Annotated in this window: 16 protein-coding genes; 12 read left to right on the forward strand and 4 right to left on the reverse strand. The window is 68.4% G+C overall.

What is annotated here, in order from left to right:
* The first annotated feature begins 580 nt into the window (after positions 1–580).
* Together G6N09_RS13755 and G6N09_RS13760 are read left to right on the forward strand one after the other, a co-directional pair.
* Positions 581–1,264, forward strand: a complete 684-nt coding sequence (locus G6N09_RS13755) for an HhH-GPD-type base excision DNA repair protein (RefSeq protein WP_083027167.1) — start codon at positions 581–583, stop codon at positions 1,262–1,264.
* Positions 1,261–1,407, forward strand: a complete 147-nt coding sequence (locus G6N09_RS13760; RefSeq protein ID WP_083027166.1) for a DUF1059 domain-containing protein — start codon at positions 1,261–1,263, stop codon at positions 1,405–1,407. The genes G6N09_RS13755 and G6N09_RS13760 overlap by 4 nt, the downstream gene beginning before the upstream one ends.
* Here the strand turns inward: G6N09_RS13760 and G6N09_RS13765 are convergent.
* Both G6N09_RS13765 and G6N09_RS13770 read right to left on the reverse strand, forming a co-directional pair.
* Positions 1,401–2,240: a DUF4349 domain-containing protein gene (locus tag G6N09_RS13765; RefSeq protein WP_083027165.1), complete on the reverse strand. Its 840-nt coding sequence runs from the start codon at positions 2,238–2,240 to the stop codon at positions 1,401–1,403. The genes G6N09_RS13760 and G6N09_RS13765 overlap by 7 nt on opposite strands.
* A gap of 53 nt (positions 2,241–2,293) precedes the next feature.
* Positions 2,294–3,268 carry an Rv1157c family protein gene (locus G6N09_RS13770; RefSeq protein WP_083027164.1) on the reverse strand — a complete coding sequence of 325 codons (975 nt, stop codon included), beginning with the start codon at positions 3,266–3,268 and terminating at the stop codon, positions 2,294–2,296.
* A 142-nt stretch (positions 3,269–3,410) separates the two neighbouring features.
* Between G6N09_RS13770 and G6N09_RS13775 the strand changes: the two genes are divergently transcribed.
* Positions 3,411–4,742: a mannosyltransferase gene (locus tag G6N09_RS13775; RefSeq protein WP_179959836.1), complete on the forward strand. Its 1,332-nt coding sequence runs from the start codon at positions 3,411–3,413 to the stop codon at positions 4,740–4,742.
* Here G6N09_RS13775 and G6N09_RS13780 read toward each other — a convergent pair.
* A complete protein-coding gene (locus tag G6N09_RS13780) occupies positions 4,720–5,004 on the reverse strand; it encodes a 4a-hydroxytetrahydrobiopterin dehydratase (protein WP_083027163.1) in 285 nt (94 codons plus the stop codon). The two genes, G6N09_RS13775 and G6N09_RS13780, sit on opposite strands and share 23 nt — an antisense overlap.
* A gap of 33 nt (positions 5,005–5,037) precedes the next feature.
* Here G6N09_RS13780 and G6N09_RS13785 point away from each other — a divergent pair, with 33 nt between their 5' ends.
* The 9 genes from G6N09_RS13785 to G6N09_RS13825 all read left to right on the forward strand — a co-directional run bounded on the left by G6N09_RS13785 (position 5,038) and on the right by G6N09_RS13825 (position 15,435).
* On the forward strand, positions 5,038–5,445 hold the full coding sequence (locus tag G6N09_RS13785; protein WP_083027162.1) for a (deoxy)nucleoside triphosphate pyrophosphohydrolase: 408 nt from the start codon (positions 5,038–5,040) through the stop codon (positions 5,443–5,445).
* A gap of 132 nt (positions 5,446–5,577) precedes the next feature.
* Positions 5,578–5,907, forward strand: a complete 330-nt coding sequence (locus G6N09_RS13790) for a DUF732 domain-containing protein (protein WP_083027192.1) — start codon at positions 5,578–5,580, stop codon at positions 5,905–5,907.
* A gap of 23 nt (positions 5,908–5,930) precedes the next feature.
* Complete coding sequence (locus tag G6N09_RS13795) at positions 5,931–6,320, forward strand: MarR family winged helix-turn-helix transcriptional regulator (protein WP_234807082.1); 390 nt, start codon at positions 5,931–5,933, stop codon at positions 6,318–6,320.
* Between the two features lie 51 nt (positions 6,321–6,371).
* Positions 6,372–8,258 carry a translational GTPase TypA gene (typA, locus tag G6N09_RS13800; protein WP_083027160.1) on the forward strand — a complete coding sequence of 629 codons (1,887 nt, stop codon included), beginning with the start codon at positions 6,372–6,374 and terminating at the stop codon, positions 8,256–8,258.
* A gap of 65 nt (positions 8,259–8,323) precedes the next feature.
* On the forward strand, positions 8,324–10,210 hold the full coding sequence (locus G6N09_RS13805) for an ABC transporter family substrate-binding protein (RefSeq protein ID WP_165756607.1): 1,887 nt from the start codon (positions 8,324–8,326) through the stop codon (positions 10,208–10,210).
* Between the two features lie 165 nt (positions 10,211–10,375).
* Positions 10,376–11,260: a hypothetical protein gene (locus G6N09_RS13810; RefSeq protein ID WP_083027159.1), complete on the forward strand. Its 885-nt coding sequence runs from the start codon at positions 10,376–10,378 to the stop codon at positions 11,258–11,260.
* Positions 11,261–11,311: 51 nt separating this feature from the next.
* Positions 11,312–12,232, forward strand: a complete 921-nt coding sequence (mshB, locus tag G6N09_RS13815; RefSeq protein WP_083027158.1) for an N-acetyl-1-D-myo-inositol-2-amino-2-deoxy-alpha-D-glucopyranoside deacetylase — start codon at positions 11,312–11,314, stop codon at positions 12,230–12,232.
* 178 nt (positions 12,233–12,410) lie between these two features.
* On the forward strand, positions 12,411–12,821 hold the full coding sequence (locus G6N09_RS13820) for a hypothetical protein (RefSeq protein ID WP_179959910.1): 411 nt from the start codon (positions 12,411–12,413) through the stop codon (positions 12,819–12,821).
* Between the two features lie 67 nt (positions 12,822–12,888).
* Positions 12,889–15,435 (forward strand): bifunctional FO biosynthesis protein CofGH, encoded by a 2,547-nt coding sequence (locus G6N09_RS13825; protein WP_179959837.1) that lies wholly within the window; start codon positions 12,889–12,891, stop codon positions 15,433–15,435.
* A gap of 69 nt (positions 15,436–15,504) precedes the next feature.
* Here the strand turns inward: G6N09_RS13825 and G6N09_RS20340 are convergent, their stop codons facing one another.
* Positions 15,505–18,348 (reverse strand): PE family protein, encoded by a 2,844-nt coding sequence (locus tag G6N09_RS20340; RefSeq protein ID WP_163752799.1) that lies wholly within the window; start codon positions 18,346–18,348, stop codon positions 15,505–15,507.
* Positions 18,349–18,510: the final 162 nt, after the last annotated feature.

The raw sequence follows: 18,510 nt of genomic DNA on the forward strand, positions 1-18,510 counted from the left end.
ACCGTCTAGCCCAGTCTCGGGCTCGGTGACCACAACCACCAGCACCACCAGCGCCACCAGCCCAACAACAACAATGCCGACGCCCACCGCTCCTACAGGACCGCCCGAGAACGTTGATCTGTCTGTGGGCCAAACCGCAACGGTTTTGGGTGGTGACGCCATGGTTGGACTGAGTTCGGTTTACCCCAGCTCTTTCGTCAGCCTGACGTTCACGTCTGGAAGTCAGTCATGCACTATGAGTCCGTCACCGGCTCAAACGTATGTGGCTCACGGAGTTACACGTGGCGACGTCGAGTCGTATTTCAGCGTGACTCTCGTTGGAATCGCCAAGGGATCTGCCAAGCTGGAAGTCCGGAAGATCCCCGAAAGCGAATACCGTCAGGGAAACCTCTGCTTCTACTGACTATCCCGAAAAGGGTGAGTCCAAGGCGCTACGTCCGGTGCACTTTCTCGACAACAGCCGTTACCGTACTTGTACCTCTACGAGGTCCATATCGAGCGTGGGTCACGGCTACGCTCTCCCGTGGCGGTGTCCGGCGGACGTTGAACGGTCTGCTTTCTATTGAGAGGCGGTGACTTGGTGGCTCGAAAACTCTGCCTCGCTCAAGATCCCGAGGCCGATGAGCTTCTAGCAAACGATCCGTTTGCCCTGCTCACGGGTATGTTGCTTGATCAGCAGATTTCCATGGAATTGGCCTTTGCTGGTCCCAAGAAAATAGCTGACCGCCTTGCTCGTAATCGTGTTGACACCTCTCAACAGATCCCCATGGAAGTCGCGTTCGGCGGCCCGAAGAAGATCGCCGACCGGATGGGTGGGCTGGACCCGCACGAGATCGCCGGTCGCGACCCGGAAGAGTTCGCGGCGCTGTTCGCCGAAAAGCCTGCGGTGCACCGGTTTCCAGGCTCGATGGCGGGCCGCGTCCAAGCCCTCGCCAAAGCCGTATCCGAGCAGTATGGCGGCGACACGACCGCGTTGTGGACCGCCGGAGATCCCGACGGCGCCGAGGTGCTCAAACGCCTCAAGGCACTTCCGGGCTTCGGTGAGCAGAAGGCCCGCATCTTTCTGGCACTGCTCGGCAAGCAATACGGGGTGACCCCACCGGGGTGGCGGCAGGCCGCCGGAGCCTACGGTGAGGCCGGAACACACTTGTCGATCGCCGATGTCGTGGATGAGGCGTCGTTGCAGCAGGTGCGCTCCACCAAGAAGGCCCAAAAGTTGGCGGCGAAAGCCGACCGGGAGAACAAGGGAAAGGCGGCGACGTGAAAACTCACCTGAACTGTCCGTGTGGCGAGGCCATCGTCGGTAAGGACGAGGACAACTTGGTCGACCTGACCCAGAAGCACCTCGCGGATGCGCACCCCGGCATGAGCTACGACCGGGACGCCATCCTCTTCATGGCCTACTGACGCCGCCGCCGACGACGGCGCGCGACCACCACCACACCTGCGGCCGCCGCGATCACCGGGAGCCACGGCAGCAGGAAGCCGGCGACGGCGATCAAGCCGTCGGTGAACGACAGCAGGGCGTGCCAGCCGCGGCGCACCGACGCCACGAAGCCGGCCGACGGCTTCTCGAACTCTGAAGCCACCGAGACGGTCAGCGTCGCATAGCTGATCTGGTCACCCAGCTGGGCGCGCTGCGCCCGCAGACTGTCCAGATCGGCCTGTCGCGACGTCAGCTCCTTCTCGGCCTCCAGCAGATCGGCCGTGCTGGTGGCCGATTTCATCAGCGTGGTCAAGCGGTCCACCGACGTCTGCAACGCGGCGACTCGGGCGTCGAGGTCCACCCGCTGGCTGGTGACATCGTCGTGGCGCACCGTGACTGACGAGACGTCGCCCAGACGCTGTGCCCCGTCGAGAAACTCATCGACCTTCGGTGAGGGAATCCGTACGGTCAGCTCGGCAATGCGGTGGCCGGACGTGGTGCGCTGCGCGCGGTCGTCGACCCGGCCGCCCAAGCTGGTGGTCAGCTCGATCAGCCGATCCACCGATCCTGCGACGTCGGCCACCGTCAGGTCCAGGCTGCCGGTGGTGACGACGTCGCGGTCTGTTGGCGGACTCTGCGGGATCTTCGGGCTCATCGGCGCCGGCGCGGAAACCGCGTCGCCGGCTGTCATCCGCTCCGACGCCATCGGGTCCGACGGCACTCGTTGACCGGCGCAACCGGTGATCATCAGCAGCACCATCGCGGCCAAGCCGATCAACAACGCCCACGGTGTCGACCTGCGAGTGACGCTCATGGACACCACCCTAACGCTGCTCGGACCGGGATTGGGGCGCCAGAATCAGCCGGTCAGGGCACCACCGTCGAGCCGATGGTGGGCACGAAGTTGCACTGGTGGGTCTTGGTGCTGACCTGGCCGAAGATGGTTGACATGATGCTGCCCGAACCGGTGTCGACGATCGCGGTGAGCGTGGTCGGCCCCTCGGGGTTGATGTCGGTGCGGGGCTGCAGGGTGGCGCTGCCGGACTTGCCGGTGGTCAGGTTCACCCACGTCACGTTCAGCGGGAGCTTCTGCGTCTCGGCCGGGCCGGGGGTCCCCATCGCGGTGAAGACGTAGGCCGTCTGTCCGGGCTTGGGGCCGGGGGTCGGAATGGTGGCCGGGCCGGCCACCGACAGTGCGGTGGCGATGACCGTGCCGCCGTCGTCCTGGCAGTTCTGGCCGATCGAGGGGTACATGAAGTCTTGGGTCGGCGGGGCGTCGGGACCGAAGCCCGCGTTGGCCGTCGGCATCGCGTCGGGTGCGGCAACCGCGGCGGCCGCGGCCTCGGCGAGTTCGGGCGATACCGCCACGGCGTCGGCGGGCGCGGGCAGGGCGTCGGGTGCGCTCACCGCGGCCTGGGGAACCGGCCCGACGGACTTGGCCGGGTCGACGCCGGTGGGCAGGTGGGCAACCATCCCGGGTGCTGAACCGGCGGTGGGTACGTGCTCGGGCGGTGCCTGAACGAACTGTGCCACCGTGTCGGCAACCTGGCGCGAGCCTTCGGGCGCGTTGGAGTTTCCGGTGAACGCGGCGGCCGCAGCCATCAGCAGGGAGGTCGCCCCTGCCGGGTCGGCCGCGGCCTGCTGGATCACCGGGCTTAGCTGCTCAAGGGCGGGCAGGCCAGGAAACCCCGCGGTGGGCAACGGCAGCGACGGGATAGCCGGGTCGGCCATCGCTACCCCGCCGACGGCACCGAAGACCAGCACGGCCGACGAGCCGGCCGCGACGGCGGCCTTGGCGGCGGTGGTCCGCGTGGCGGTGAACAGCGTCTGGAGGCGCGACATGATTTCCCCAATCGTCGGCGGTGTCGTCTACGAGAACTGAAGCTACGTTGTTACTGATGAGGCTCAAGTGACACGTGTGTCATTTATAGAACCGTTACGGACCCGAACCGCGACAGTGATCTGGCGGCCGTTCGCTACAGTCGTGCCGGTAGACACCACCCTCGACACCCCGGCCGCACGTTCCTGGGCGACCCGTCTCACCGCATGGGCGCCGCTGCTGCTGGTGGCGAGCATCGCGGCGCGACTCGCCTGGACCTACCTGACTCCGCGCGGCGCCAACTTCGTCGACCTGCACGTCTATATCGACGGCGCGGCCGCGCTGGCGCAACCCGGTGCGCTGTATGACTACGTCTACGCCGATCAGACGCCGGATTTCCCGCTGCCCTTCACCTACCCGCCGTTCGCGGCAGTGGTCTTCTATCCGCTGCACTTCCTGCCGTTCGGGCTGGTCGCGTTCGTCTGGCAGATCGGAACCATGGCCGCGCTGTATGGGGTGGTGCGCCTGAGCCAGCGGCTGCTTGGGGGAGCGGCCGTCCCAGCTTCGCTGAACCGCCCTACCCAAGCGGCGGTCCCAGCTTCGCTGAACCGCCCTACCCAAGCGGCGGTCCCAGCTTCGGCTCTCCTTCGTCGAGCCTCGCTGAACCGCCGGGTCGCCATGCTGTGGACAGCGGTCGGGATCTGGACCGAACCCCTGCGTAGCACCTTCGACTACGGCCAGATCAACGTGATCCTGGTACTGGCCGTGCTCGCCGCGGTCTGCAGCCGGCGATGGTGGGTCTCGGGCCTATTGGTCGGGCTCGCGGCCGGGGTGAAACTGACCCCGGCGATCGCCGGCGTCTACCTGGCCGCGGCACGGCGCTGGGCCGCCGCGGTGTTCTCGGCGGTGGTCTTCGCCGCCACCATCGCGGTGTCGGTGTGGGTCACCGGCGATCAGGCCCGCCGCTACTTCACCGAGCTGCTGGGCGATGCCCACCGGGTCGGCCCGATCGCAACGTCGTTCAACCAGTCCTGGCGGGGCGGGATCTCGCGCATCGTGGGCCACGACGCCGGCTACAGCCTGCCGGTGCTGATCGCCATCGGTGTCACCGCGGTGCTGGCGGTGCTCGCCTGGCGAGCACTGAACAGTACGTCCGCCGGTCCCGATCCCCTGGGGTCGCTGCTGGTGGTCGAGTTGTTCGGGCTGCTGGCCTCGCCGATCTCATGGACTCACCACTGGGTCTGGCTGCTGCCCCTGATGATCTGGCTGCTGCACGGCCCCCACCGCGACCGGCTCGGCGCGCGGGTGTTGGGCTGGGGTTGGCTGGCGCTCACCGTGATCGGCGTGCCCTGGCTGTTGAGCTTCTTCCAGCCGACCATCTGGCAGAACGGGCGACCCTGGTACCTGGCGTGGGCCGGCCTGGTCTACATCGTCGCCGCCGTGGCCACCCTGGCCTGGATGGGGACCACGAGGGTCAGGTCGCCAGAATCCGGTTGATGTCGCCGGCCATCGCCACGTCCTTGTCGGTGATCCCGCCGGCCGAATGCGTCACCAGGACAAAAGTGACGGTGCGCCAGCGAATATCGATATCGGGGTGGTGATCGGCTGCCTCGGCACGCTCGGCCACCCGTCGCACTGCCTCAATGCCGGCCGGAAACGAATCGAACGTCACCACACGGCGCAGCGCACCGTCCGCGTGCTCCCAGCCCTCGATTTCGGGCAACGCCGCGCTCACCTGATCGTCGGTCAACAAAGCCATACCCGACCGTAGGACGGTATAGCCTCACACGCCATGTCCCCCCAGATCGTTGTGGCCGGAGCCGTCATCGCCGACTCGGCGGCCGGGCGCACGGTGCTGATCGCGCAGCGGCGCCGCCCACCGGAGCTGGCCGGGCGATGGGAACTGCCCGGCGGCAAAGTCATGGCCGGTGAGAGTGAACCCGCTGCCTTGGTCCGCGAGCTGGGGGAGGAGCTGGGCCTGGAGCCCGACGCCATGACGGTGGGGCGGCGCCTGGGGGGCGATGTCGAGGTGAGCCCGGACATGACGTTGCGCGCCTATCTGGTGGGCCTGGCACGCGGCGAGCCCCGGCCCCACGACCATCAGGCGCTTCGCTGGGTGACCGCAGGGCAACTGGACGCGGTCGACTGGGTGCCCGCTGATCGCGCTTGGCTGCCAGAGCTGACACAAGCACTCGGGTGAAAATGCTCTGTTAATTCTTGCCCCCGGCATCGGTCGTTGAGCGATATACGCCGCTACGCTGGTGCCTCGGGCTGGCCGCGACGTCGCAAGGAGGAATCAGCCGATGGGTTCACGACCGCCACGGGGTTGCTGGTGAGGGGCCGCGCAGCGCTGCTGGGCGCGTTGGGATGCCTGTGTATCGCAGCGCCCGCTCATGCCGACCCCACCGATGCCGACGCCGCCTTCCTGGGATCGCTGCGAGCGGCCGGTATCACCTACAACAACGCCGACCAGGCCATCGTCACCGCGAAACTGGTGTGTGACCTGATCTCGCAGGGCAAAGCCAGCACCGATGTGCTGGCGGGGCTCAAGGAGCGTAATCCGGGCCTGACAACCGAGCACGGCACCCAGTTCGTGGGGATCGCCGCCCAGTTGTACTGCCCCGACCAGCTGGTGCGTAATGGCACCATGGGCACGCCGTAACGAGTCGGAATACAGTGACAGGCGTGCCACTGCCTGACGACGTCTATGCCCGGCTGCTCGCGTTCCGGACGAGGCTGCGGCGCTTCGAACGGTGGAGCGCCGACCAGGCACAGGCGGCCGGACTCACCCCGGCGCAGCATCAACTGCTCCTGGCGGTCCGTGGCCACAACGATCTGCGCGGCCCCACCGTCGGTGATGTGGCCGAATACCTGCTGCTGCGCCATCACAGTGCGGGGGAACTGATTCAGCGGGCCGAAGCCGCAGGTCTGGTGGTCCGGGTCCGCGACCGTTCCGACCAGCGGGTGATCCGTCTGCAGCTCACCGAAACGGCCGCCCAGTGCCTGCAATCGCTGACCGAACTGCACCTCAAGGAGCTCGAGAGGTTCTCCGCGGACTCGCCCCTCGGGCTGTGACGTGGCTTTCACGTTTTCGCGATTGACAGGGTGCGCTGGCAGACTCACCCGGTGAACTTTCGTAACGTTGCCATCGTCGCGCACGTCGACCACGGCAAGACGACTCTGGTCGACGCCATGCTCCGCCAGTCCGGCGCCCTCTCGCACCGCGGTGATGACGACAAAGAGCGCATCATGGACTCCGGTGACCTGGAGCGCGAAAAGGGCATCACGATCCTGGCCAAGAACACGGCCGTGCATCGCCACAACCCCGATGGATCCGTCACCATCATCAACGTGATCGACACCCCCGGTCACGCCGACTTCGGCGGCGAGGTCGAACGCGGGTTGTCCATGGTCGACGGGGTGGTTCTGCTGGTCGACGCCTCCGAAGGTCCCCTGCCGCAGACCAGGTTCGTGCTGCGCAAGGCGCTGCAGGCGCACCTACCGGTGATCCTGGTGGTCAACAAGACTGACCGGCCCGACGCCCGGATCGCCGAAGTGGTCGACGCCAGCCACGACCTGCTGCTGGATGTGGCCAGCGACCTCGACGACGAGGCGCAGGCTGCCGCAGAGCACGCCCTGGGATTGCCGACGCTGTACGCATCCGGCCGGGCCGGGGTTGCCAGCACCACCGCGCCCGCCGACGGCCAGATCCCGGACGGCGACAACCTCGACCCGCTGTTCGACGTGCTGCTCGAGCACGTTCCGGCCCCCTCGGGTGACCCGGAGGCGCCGTTGCAGGCGCTAGTCACCAACCTCGACGCTTCGCCCTTCCTGGGCCGGCTCGCCCTGATCCGGGTCTACAACGGCCGCATTCGCAAGGGCCAGCAGGTCGCCTGGATGCGTGAGGTCGACGGCGAACCGGTGACCACCACCGCGAAGATCACCGAGCTGCTGGTCACCGAGGGAGTCGAACGCACCCCGACCGAAGAGGCCAGCGCCGGTGACATCGTCGCCGTCGCCGGCATCAGCGACATCATGATCGGTGACACCCTGGCTGATCTGGCTGAACCGGTCGCGCTGCCGCGAATCACCGTCGACGAACCGGCGATCTCGGTGACCATCGGCACCAACTCCTCGCCGCTGGCGGGCAAGGTCTCCGGGCACAAGCTGACGGCACGGATGGTCAAGTCGCGCCTGGACACCGAGCTGATCGGCAATGTGTCGGTCCGGGTGGTCGACATCGGCCGCCCCGACGCCTGGGAGGTGCAGGGCCGTGGCGAGTTGGCGCTGGCGATCCTCGTCGAGCAGATGCGCCGCGAGGGCTTCGAGCTGACCGTCGGCAAGCCGCAGGTGGTGACCCGCAAGATCGACGGCAAGGTTCACGAGCCGTTCGAGCACCTCACCGTCGACTGTCCCGAGGAATACGTCGGTGCCATCACGCAGCTGGCGGCCGCCCGCAAGGGCCGCATGACCGAGATGGCCAACCACACCACCGGCTGGGTCCGGATGGAGTTCATCATCCCCAGCCGCGGTCTGATCGGGTGGCGCACAGACTTCCTCACCGAGACCCGCGGGACCGGTATCGCCAACGCGGTGTTCGAGGGTTACCAGCCCTGGGCCGGTGAGATCCGCGCCCGACACACCGGATCGCTGGTCTCCGACCGGGCTGGGTCCATCACGCCGTTTGCGCTGATCCAGTTGGCGGATCGTGGGCAGTTCTTCGTCGAGCCGGGCCAGGACACCTACCAGGGCATGGTGGTGGGCATCAACCCGCGTGCCGAGGACCTCGACATCAACGTCACCAAGGAGAAGAAGCTGACCAACATGCGGTCGTCGACGGCCGACGTGATGGAGACGCTGGCCCGGCCGATCGAGCTGGACTTGGAGCAGGCCATGGAGTTCTGCGCCGCCGACGAGTGTGTCGAGGTGACCCCCGAGGTGGTGCGGGTCCGCAAGGTCGAGCTGGACTCGACGCTGCGGGCGCGCAGCCGCTCCCGGGCCAAGAACCTTTAAGGCCGGGCGCGGCTTTGCGCGCGGCGCGGCGGTTTTCGCACCGCGATCGTCGCCCGGATACCCTGGTGGCCGTGCCAAGACCCGCCCGCCGTGCCCGTGTCACGGCGGGGGCTCTGGCTTCGGCGACGCTGATGTTGGTGTCGGCGTGCACGGTGAATCCGCCCCCGGCGCCGCAGAGCACCGAGACGCCGAAGAGCGTGGCGCCCCCGCCTCAGCGGATCAGCCAGATCATCATGGGCATCGACTCCATCGGCGCGGGCTTCAACCCCCACCTGCGCTCCGACCTGTCGGCGGTCACCGCGGCGATCAGCGCGTTGGTGTTGCCCAGCGCGTTTCGGCCTATCCCGGACTCCAGCACGGCGACCGGGTCGCGGTGGGAGATGGACCCCACCCTGTTGGTGTCGGCCAAGGTGACCGCCGAGGCGCCGTTCACGGTGACCTACCGGATCCGTCCCGAGGCGTCCTGGACGGACAATGCGCCGATCGCCGCCGACGACTTCTGGTACCTGTGGCAGCAGATGGTCAGCCAGCCCGGCGTGGTCGATCCGGCCGGCTATGACCTGATCACCGGCGTGCACTCCGTCGAAGGTGGCAAGCAGGTGGTGGTCACCTTCGCCAAGCCGTACCCGGCCTGGCGGGAGCTGTTCAGCAATATCGTGCCGGCGCACATCATCAAGGACGTGCCCGGCGGTTTTCCGGCCGGCCTGGCTCGGGCGCTGCCGGTCACCGGTGGCCAATTCCGGGTGGAGAACATCGACCCGCAGCGCGACGCGATCCTGCTTGCCCGCAATGACCGCTACTGGGGTCCGCCTGCCAAGCCTGACCTGGTCTTGTTCCGCCGCGCAGGATCTGCGGCGGCGTTGGCCGACTCCATTCGCAATGGTGACACCCAGGTGGCCCAGGTGCACGGTGGTTCGGCGGCATTCGCCCAGCTGTCGGTGATCCCCAGCGTGCAGACCACCAGGGTGGTTACGCCCCGGATTATGCAGCTCGCACTGCGGGCCGCCGAACCCAAACTGACTGATGTGCGGGTGCGCCGGGCGCTGCTGGGGCTGCTCGACGTGGGTCTGCTGGCCACGGTGGGGGCCGGCAGTGACAACACCGTCACGCTGGATCAGGCGCAGATCCGCGCCCCCAGTGACCCCGGCTACGTGCCGACCGCACCGCCGGCCATGTCTGAAGGGGCCGCGTTGGCACTGCTGCAGGCGGCCGGCTACCGGATCGAAAAGGACGCGCCCCCGTCTGCGCTCGTGCCGCCGGCGGGCGGCGCCACCGGTGTGCCACATCCGCCGGAGATCACCCGCGGGCGGATCAGCAAGGGCGGGGAGCAGCTGTCGCTGGTCATCGGGGTGGCGGCCAACGACCCGACCTCGCAGGCCGTGGCCAGCACCGCGGCAGATCAGCTGCGCAATGTCGGCATCGCCGCCACCGTGTTGGCGCTGGACCCCGTGAAGCTCTATCGGGACGCCCTGGCCACCCATCAGGTGGACGCGATCGTCGGCTGGCAGCAGGCCGGCGGTGACCTGGCGACACTGTTGGCGTCACGCTATGGCTGCGGTGCGCTGACGCCCCTGGCTGTGCCCACCGCGGAAGGGCCGGTACCGACGCCGTCGGCTCCGCAGTCGTCGGCGCCCGCACTGGCACCGCCCACGACGTCGAAGGTTCCGCCGCGGCCCGCTCCCGGGGCGTTGGTGCAGGCGCCGTCGAATATCACCGGGGTCTGCGACCATGCCATCCAGGCGGAGATCGATGCGGCCCTTGAGGGCAGCAAACCCATCAGCGAAGTGATCGCCGCGGTGGAGCCACGACTGTGGAACATGGCGACGGTGCTGCCGATTCTGCAGGACACCACGATCGTCGCTGTCGGTCCGAGCGTCACCAACGTCAGCCTCACCGGCGCGGTGCCGGTGGGCATCGTGGGTGGGGCCGGAAACTGGGTGAAGCTCCCCTGATTCTCAGCAGGGGCAATAGGCGCTGGAGCTGGTGAGACGGTTGGGGCGCGGGGGGTGGAATCGCCTCAAGCCGGCGGGAACCGGCATTCACTGAAGTCTTGTGCACAGACAATTCTTGGGTAAGATTAAGCAACCTGCGCGCGCAACGACGGAGGGGGATTGCCCGTGAAGTACCTCGCTCACCGCTTCGCCACTGTGGCCGCCGCAGCTCTGACTGTCGGCGGCCTCGTCACAGGGCTGACGTCGATGACCCCGTCCCTGCCCGACGTGCAGATCCGCGATTTCGACCTGGCCGCGGCACACATCGACCTCAACCCGGCACTCGACATCGTCGAGAACCACGTGCGGCCGGACTACCTGGGCGGTGGCGGCGCCGACGGTCCGCACATCGACCTGGGCGACCTGTTCTTCGGCGGCGGTGACGACGCCCTCGGTGTCGGCTCGGCGTTCTCCGCCGGCGAGCTCAGCGAGGTGCTGCTGAATCAGCTGGCGGGCGGCAACTTCGACCCGCAGGAACTGCCGCTGGGGGTGCCGTACACTCCCAGCCTCGGCAGTGTGCAACTCCCCTCGGGCGGCCTGTTCCCGGGTGGGACTGAACAAGCCATCAACGCCGCCGCGGCTGACGCGGTGGCCAACTTCGGCGTTTTCCTGCAAGGGCTGCCCGACCCGCAGCAGCTGCTCAGCACCGCCGTGATCACGGCACAGTTGGGGTTCAACACCGCGCTTGTGGCAGCCCAACAGGCCGCGGTCGATCGGCTGTTCGGCGACAGTCCCGAGATCAACGACGCCGTGAACTGGATCTTCAGTGTCAACAACACGGTGTTGGCACAGAACGAGGAATCGTTCAACAACCTGTTCGGTATCAGTTTTGACCCCAGGGAGAGCCTGCTCGGGCACTTCGACCCGCAGATCATCGAGGCTGACTGGGCCGCCACGCTGGGTTTCAACACCGATGATTTCAACGAGATCGTCGAGGCCATCCAGTCCGACAACCTCATGCTGCTGCTGGGCAGCATCGACTGGGAGGACCTGTTCGGCGGCCTGTTCTGAGCGGACCCAGGCCCTCCGGTCGCTTCGCCGGTGCGGCGGTAGGGTTTTGGCGTGTCCGATCGGATTCCACGACTGTTGTTCGTGCATGCCCACCCTGACGACGAAACCCTGACCACCGGGGCCACCATCGCCCACTACGCCGCCCGCGGCGCCCAGGTGCACGTGGTGACCTGCACGTTGGGAGAAGAGGGCGAGGTCATCGGGGACCGTTGGGCGCACCTGACTGTGGATCAGGCCGATCAGCTGGGTGGTTACCGCATCGGTGAACTGACCGCGGCACTGCACGCGTTGGGGGCGGGGCCGCCGCAGTTCCTCGGTGGGGCGGGGCGCTGGCGCGACTCGGGGATGACGGGCACCCCGGCACGACGACAGCAGCGCTTCATCGACGCCGAGGACACCGAGACCGTCGCTGAGCTTGCGGCCGTGATCCGGCGGCTGCGCCCCCACGTGGTCGTCAGCTATGACCCCAGCGGAGGCTACGGCCATCCCGACCACGTGCACGCCCACCGTGTGACCACTGCGGCGGTAGCCGCAGCCGAAGCCGGTGGCATCGACGCCAGCTGGGCCACCCCGAAGTTCTACTGGACGGTGAGCGCCGGCAGTGCCCGGCGAGCCGCCCTGCGGGGACTGCGTGACGCCGATCTGCTGCCGTCATGGACGCTGCCGGCCGACGGGCCCGATTCGGAGGCGTTCGGGGATTTCCCCGACCGGCGGATCGACGCGGTGATCGAGGCCGCAGAGTCTCGCGGCGCCAAGACGGCGGCCATGCGCGCCCATGCCACGCAGATCACCGTCGGCCCCACCGGGCGGGCGTTCGCGTTGTCGAACAATGTCGCCCAGCCGATCCTGGACAGCGAGCACTATGTGTTGGCAGGTGGCGCGTCCGGACCGCGCGATGCCCGGGGCTGGGAAACCGATCTGCTGGCCGGACTTCAGCTCGGGGACGGCGGCCACACGGTAGGCTCCTGCTGAGCAAGATCCTCGATGTAACGCAAGGGCTAGGTGGTTTAGGCATGGATCCCGATCTGGACCCGAACTTGGAGCACTGGCAGTGGTGGCTCGACAGTTACCAATGGATGGTCGGTTCAATGGTCAGCCAGCTGGAGAGCATCCCGACTTGAGCCCGGTCGCGTCGCTCACCGAGCCCGCGATGCCTACCGATACGCCGAGCCCGGCGTTCCACTTCGCCGTACTGGGCCTGCTCGCCGTCGACGGCGTGCTGTGCGCCATTGCCACGGCACTGATGTTGCCCGCGCATATCGGTGCCGTGCCCTTTCCGCTCAGCGCGCTGATCGGAGGGCTGGTCAACGCGGGGCTGGTCTGGGTTGCGGACCGGTGCACGACGTCGCTGCGGTTGGCTGCGCTGCCGCTGTGGTCCTGGTTGTTGACCATCGCCGTGCTGACCCTGGGCGGCCCGGGCGATGACCTGATCTTCGCCGACCGCGGTGTGATGGCCTACGGCGTGCTGCTCATGATTGTGCTCGGCAGTGCGCCACCCGGGTGGGTGCTGTGGCGACGCCGAGAAGAGCTCGCCGCACTGTCGACGACCAGGAGAGCCTGACCGGCAGCGTAGCCCGGCGTGCGCTCGCGTGCGCGATCGGCGCGGCCGCTACTGTGGCTACTATGGCATGCGCGAGATTCCGGGTGCGGGTGACGCGCGGATGACGAACTCGTCGGCACTGCGCCGGGTACTGCGACGGGCCCGCGACGGCGTGCTCCTGAACCCCGACGAAACCACCATCGCGATGACTGCGCGTGGCGAGGACCTGGCCGATCTGTGCGCCAGTGCCGCCCGCGTCCGAGACGCTGGACTGGTGTCGGGTGGCCGGCGTGGTCCGGGTGGCCGGCTTCCGGTCAGCTACTCGCGCAAGGTGTTCATCCCGGTGACCCACCTGTGCCGCGACACCTGCCATTACTGCACCTTTGTCACCGTCCCCGGTGTGCTGCGCGCCCAGGGCAAGCAGATGTATCTGGGGCCCGACGAGATTCTCGAGGTCGCCCGCCGCGGAGCCGAGTTGGGCTGCAAGGAGGCACTGTTCACCCTGGGGGACCGGCCCGAGGAGCGCTGGCCCGAGGCGCGACAGTGGCTCGACGAAAGCGGTTACGACAGCACGCTGGCCTACGTCCGTGCGATGGCCATCCGGGTGCTGGAGGAGACGGGCCTGCTGCCGCACCTGAATCCGGGCGTGATGAGCTGGTCGGAGATGTCTCGGCTCAAGCCAGTGGCGCCGTCGATGGGCATGATGCTCGAGACCACCTCGCGGCGGTTGTTCGAGACCAAGGGCCTGGCCCACTACGGCAGCCCGGACAAGGACCCGGTGGTGCGCCTGCGCACGCTGGCCGACGCGGGCCGACTCTCGATTCCGTTCACCACCGGCCTGTTGGTGGGTATCGGCGAGACGCTGGAAGAACGGTCGGACACCTTGCATGCGATCCGCAAGGTGCACAAGGAGTTCGGGCACATCCAAGAAGTGATCGTGCAGAACTTCCGGGCCAAGGAACACACCGCGATGGCATCGGTGCCTGACACGGGTTTCGAGGACTTCCTCGCCACGGTGGCAGCCACCCGACTGGTGCTGGGCCCCAAGATGCGGGTGCAGGCGCCACCGAACCTGGTGTCGGCCGACGAATGCCTGGCGCTGATCGGCGCCGGGGTGGACGACTGGGGCGGGGTGTCGCCACTGACCCCCGATCACGTCAACCCCGAACGGCCCTGGCCGGCGCTGGACGACTTGGCCGCGGTCACCGAGCAGGCCGGCTATGACTTGGTGCAGCGGCTCACCGCCCAGCCCGATTATGTGCAGGCCGGTGCCGCGTGGATCGATCCGCGGGTGCGCCCGCACGTCGAGGCGCTCGCCGACCCGGACACCGGCTGGGCGCGCGACATCAACCCCGTCGGGCGGGCCTGGCAGGAGCCCGACGAGGTGCAGTCGGCCGGGCGGATCGACCTGCACACCGCGATCGATGTCGACGGCCGGGCCACCGACACCCGAAGTGACCTGGGCAGTGCCTTCGGGGACTGGGAGTCGATCCGTGAGCAGATCCACCAGCTGGCGGCCCGTGCGCCTGAACGCGTCGACACCGACGTGCTGGCGGCGTTGCGGGCGGCTGAACGGGACCCGGGCGGCTGCACCGACGCCCAGTACCTGGCGCTGGCCACCGCAGACGGCCCGGCCATGGATGCTGTTGCAGCACTGGCCGATTCGCTGCGCCGCGATGCCGTAGGCGATGACGTGACCTACGTGGTCAATCGCAACATCAACTTCACCAACATTTGCTACGTTGGCTGCCGATTCTGCGCGTTCGCGCAGCGTAAGGGCGACGCCGACGCCTTCTCTCTGTCGAACGCCGAGGTCGGCGAGCGTGCCTACGAGGCGCACCTGGCCGGCGCCACCGAGGTGTGCATGCAGGGCGGGATCGATCCAGAGCTACCGGTCACCGGCTACGCCGACCTGGTTCGGGCGGTCAAAGCCCGGGTGCCGTCGATGCACGTGCACGCCTTCTCGCCGATGGAGATCACCAATGGGGTGTCCAAGAGCGGTCTGAGTGTTCGCGAATGGCTGATCAGCCTGCGCGAGGCGGGACTGGGCAGTATCCCCGGCACCGCCGCGGAGATCCTCGACGACGAGATCCGTTGGGTGCTGACCAAGGGCAAACTGCCCACCTCGATGTGGGTCGAGGTGGTCAGCACCGCGCACGAGGTGGGACTGCGGTCCAGCTCGACGATGATGTATGGCCACATCGACTCGCCGCGGCACTGGATCGGACACATGCGGGTGCTGCGTGGAATACAAGACCGCACAGGTGGTTTCACCGAATTCGTACCGCTTCCGTTCGTGCACCAGAGTTCGCCGCTGTACCTGGCCGGGGGAGCGCGGCCGGGTCCGACTCATCGGGATAACCGGGCCGTGCACGCGTTGGCGCGCATCATGTTGCACGGCCGAATTCCCAACATCCAGACCAGCTGGGTCAAACTCGGTGTCGAGCGCACCCAGGTGATGCTCAACGGCGGAGCCAACGACCTGGGCGGCACGCTGATGGAAGAGACCATCTCCCGGATGGCCGGTTCCGAATACGGGTCGGCCAAGACCATCGCGGAGCTGACGACCATCGCCGAGGGGATCGGCCGCCCGGCCCGCCAGCGCGCCACCGACTACGCGCCGCTGCCGGTCTAGCCCTATCACGACTTCGGCGCGGTTTCTCCCGCTGAGTGGGAGAATCCGCGCCGAAATCGCCTGAGATGATCAGGCGGCCGGCGGACCCGACCAGCCGTTAGAGCCGGTGGTACCGGTCGCGCCGTCGGCACCGTTGCGGCCCAGGTTCCCGACGCTGCCCTTATAGCCGCCCGAGGGTATTTCACCCGCAGCGCCTCTGGCTCCGCCGTTTCCGCCGGTTCCGCCGGTTCCCCCTACGCCGCCCGTGCCGCCTGCACCGTGCGCGCCATCGTTGCCGGCGCCGAGGGCGGTACCGCCTGCGCCGCCTGCGCCGCCTGCGCCGCCTGCGCCACCGTCCCCACCGGCTCCGCCGTCCCCGCCGTCCCCGCCGTTGCCGCTGATGCTGCAGCCGCAAATCCCCCTCCCGCTGCCGCCGGTGCCGCCGTTGCCGCCGTTTCCGCCGCCGTCGCCGTTTCCACCTGCGGCGCCGTTTCCGCCGGCTCCACCGATGCCGCCGTCGCCGCGGATCACACCGCCGGCTCCACCGGTCCCTCCGGATCCGCCCGCCCCTCCAGCCGTTCCGGCGGCGCCGTCTCCGCCCGTGCCGCCGTCTCCGCCGTAGCCGCCGGTGTTACCGATATTGCTGGTGGGATAACTCAGTGTCAGGGCGAACCCGCCCCTACCGCCGTTGCCGCCGTTGGCGCCGGCGCCGCCGTCACCGCCGCGACCGCCGTCACCGCCGGTACCGAAATCGCTGCCCTGATCACCGCCGTTGCCCCCGGTGCCGCCGTTGCCGCCCGCGCCACCGTTGCCGCCGTCTCCGCCATCCCCGCCGTGAGCAGTGCTGCCATAGTTGACGGTGTCGGCGAGGGCGTCGCCGCCGCGTCCACCGTTGCCGCCGTTCGCGTGGTCAGCGCCGTTACCGCCGTCACCACCAGCACCGCCGTTGATGGTTCCAGGCCAGAACTGGGTCATTTCTCCGGCTCCGCCGTTGCCGCCGTCGCCTCCGCGTTGGCCGAGGGTGCTGCCATCGCGACCGGCTGTGGCGTTTGAGCCATCTCCGCTGCCGTCAGGCGCGCCGTTCAACTTGCCGTTGGTCCCTCTTGGGGCGACGCCGGTCTGGTTGAAGGTGGGATTGACTCCGTTGGTGCCTGCTGCGCCGTTTCCGCCGGTGCCGCCGTTTCCGCCGGTGCCGATGTTGCCGGCTGCGCCGCCGTTGCCGGCGTTTCCGCCGGTGCCGCCGTTGCCGGATTGGGTGGGGTTGAGGGTGGTGAGGTAGCCGTTGCCGCCTGCGCCGCCGTTGCCGCCGTTGCCGCTGAGGGCGGTGTCGGATCCGCCGTAGAGACCGTTTGCGCCGGCTGTGCCGGTGGTGGTGCCGTGGCCGCCTTGGCCGCCGATTCCGATGGCTCCGGCGTTGCCGCCGATGCCTCCGTTTCCGCCGGTGCCGCCTTGGGTGGTTGCGTCGCCGGCGTTGCCGCCGTTGCCGGCGTTTCCGCCGGTGCCACTGTTGCCGCCGGCACCTCCGGTGCCGCCGTTTCCGTCAGCGGCGGCGGGGCGCAGTCCGAGGATTCCGGTCCGCCCGCCGGCACCGCCGTTGCCGCCTGCGCCGCCGTTGCCTCCGGCACCTCCGGTGCCGCCGTTTCCGCCGAGGCCACCGTTTCCGCCGGTGGCCGTGACTGTGCTGTCGACGGTGGTGCCATCGGGTGTGGTTCCTGCGGCCAGGCCGCCGTTGCCACCGTTTCCGCCGTCGCCGCCGGCGGTGCCCACGCCACCGGCACCGCCGGCGCCTCCGATACCACCGATACCGGCGGCTCCGAAGATCCCGGAGCGGCCTCCTGCGCCACCATCACCGCCGGCGCCTCCGGCGAAGCCGGATACGCCGTTGCCGCCGTTGCCGCCATTGCCGCCGTCACCACCGGTGGCGGTGGCACCGCTGAGGGCAGTGGCCGAGCCGCCCGCGGCGCCGTTGCCGCCGGCTGCCCCTGTTGCTCCGTCGCCACCGATGCCGCCGGCTCCGCCGAGGGCATTGGTGACACCGTCGTCGCTGAGGCTGTCTTGACCCAGGCCGCCGTGACCACCGGCCTGGGCGCCGAGGTCGCTGAGTGCGCCGTCGGCGCCGTTGCCACCGGCCAGGCCTGCCGCGTTGAGTGCGGGCAAGAGCCCGCCGTCAGCGCCGTCGGCGGCCCGCCCGTCGAGGACCGGTGCGATTCCGTCAGCTCCCCGGCCACCGGCGCCGCCGGCCCCGCCGGTGCCACCAGCGCCGAACCAGAATCCACTGGCCCCGCCGTCGCCGCCGGCTCCTCCGGCCCCGCCGATGCCGTCGATACCGTCGAATCCGGTCCCGCCGGCTCCTCCGATGCCGCCATTGCCCAGCAGCCAGCCGCCTGCGCCGCCGTTGCCACCGATTCCGCCGGCGATCGCGGCATCAAGGCTGTCTAGGCCGGCCCCGCCGGCACCACCGTTGCCGATCCAGCCGGCGTCTCCGCCATCGGCGCCGGCTGCTCCGGCGCCGCCGTTGCCGAACAGGAAGCCGCCGTCGCCGAGGTCTCCGAAGATTCCCGAACTACCGAATACTGAGTCGTTGGTTCCGGTGAAGCCGTCGATGCCGTTGCCGAGGAGCTCGCGGCCGAATAGGTAAACGTACGGGTCATTGATCACCGAGACGATCTGCGAGACAAAGGGATCGGCCAACACGGACTGGCCCGCACCGGTGACCGTCTCAACCAGCCACTGATCGAAGTCCGTCAGGGAACTACCGAAGGCCGCCCCCGCCAACGGGTCATTCCACGTCAGATCCAGGCTTTCCCACCAGGGCGTGGAGTCCCAGCCCGACGCCGACCACAGGGTCGGATCGAAAAGATCGGACAACCAGTCCCATTCATCAGCTTGAGCCGGCGGGGCCACCGCCGACCCCAACGCCAAAAACGCGCCCACACCCGCCGCAGCGCACCCACGCCGACCAGTCCCACGCGCACCAACCCACCCCACGCTGGGACTGCCCTTCATACCCCGCCGACGCGCCATCACCACTGCTCCTATCCAAGATCTGCTGACATAACTTGAGTGAAAGGCCCTGCATGACATCGCATGCAGGGC

Source organism: Mycolicibacter minnesotensis (genome assembly GCF_010731755.1).
GTDB lineage: Bacteria > Actinomycetota > Actinomycetes > Mycobacteriales > Mycobacteriaceae > Mycobacterium > Mycobacterium minnesotense.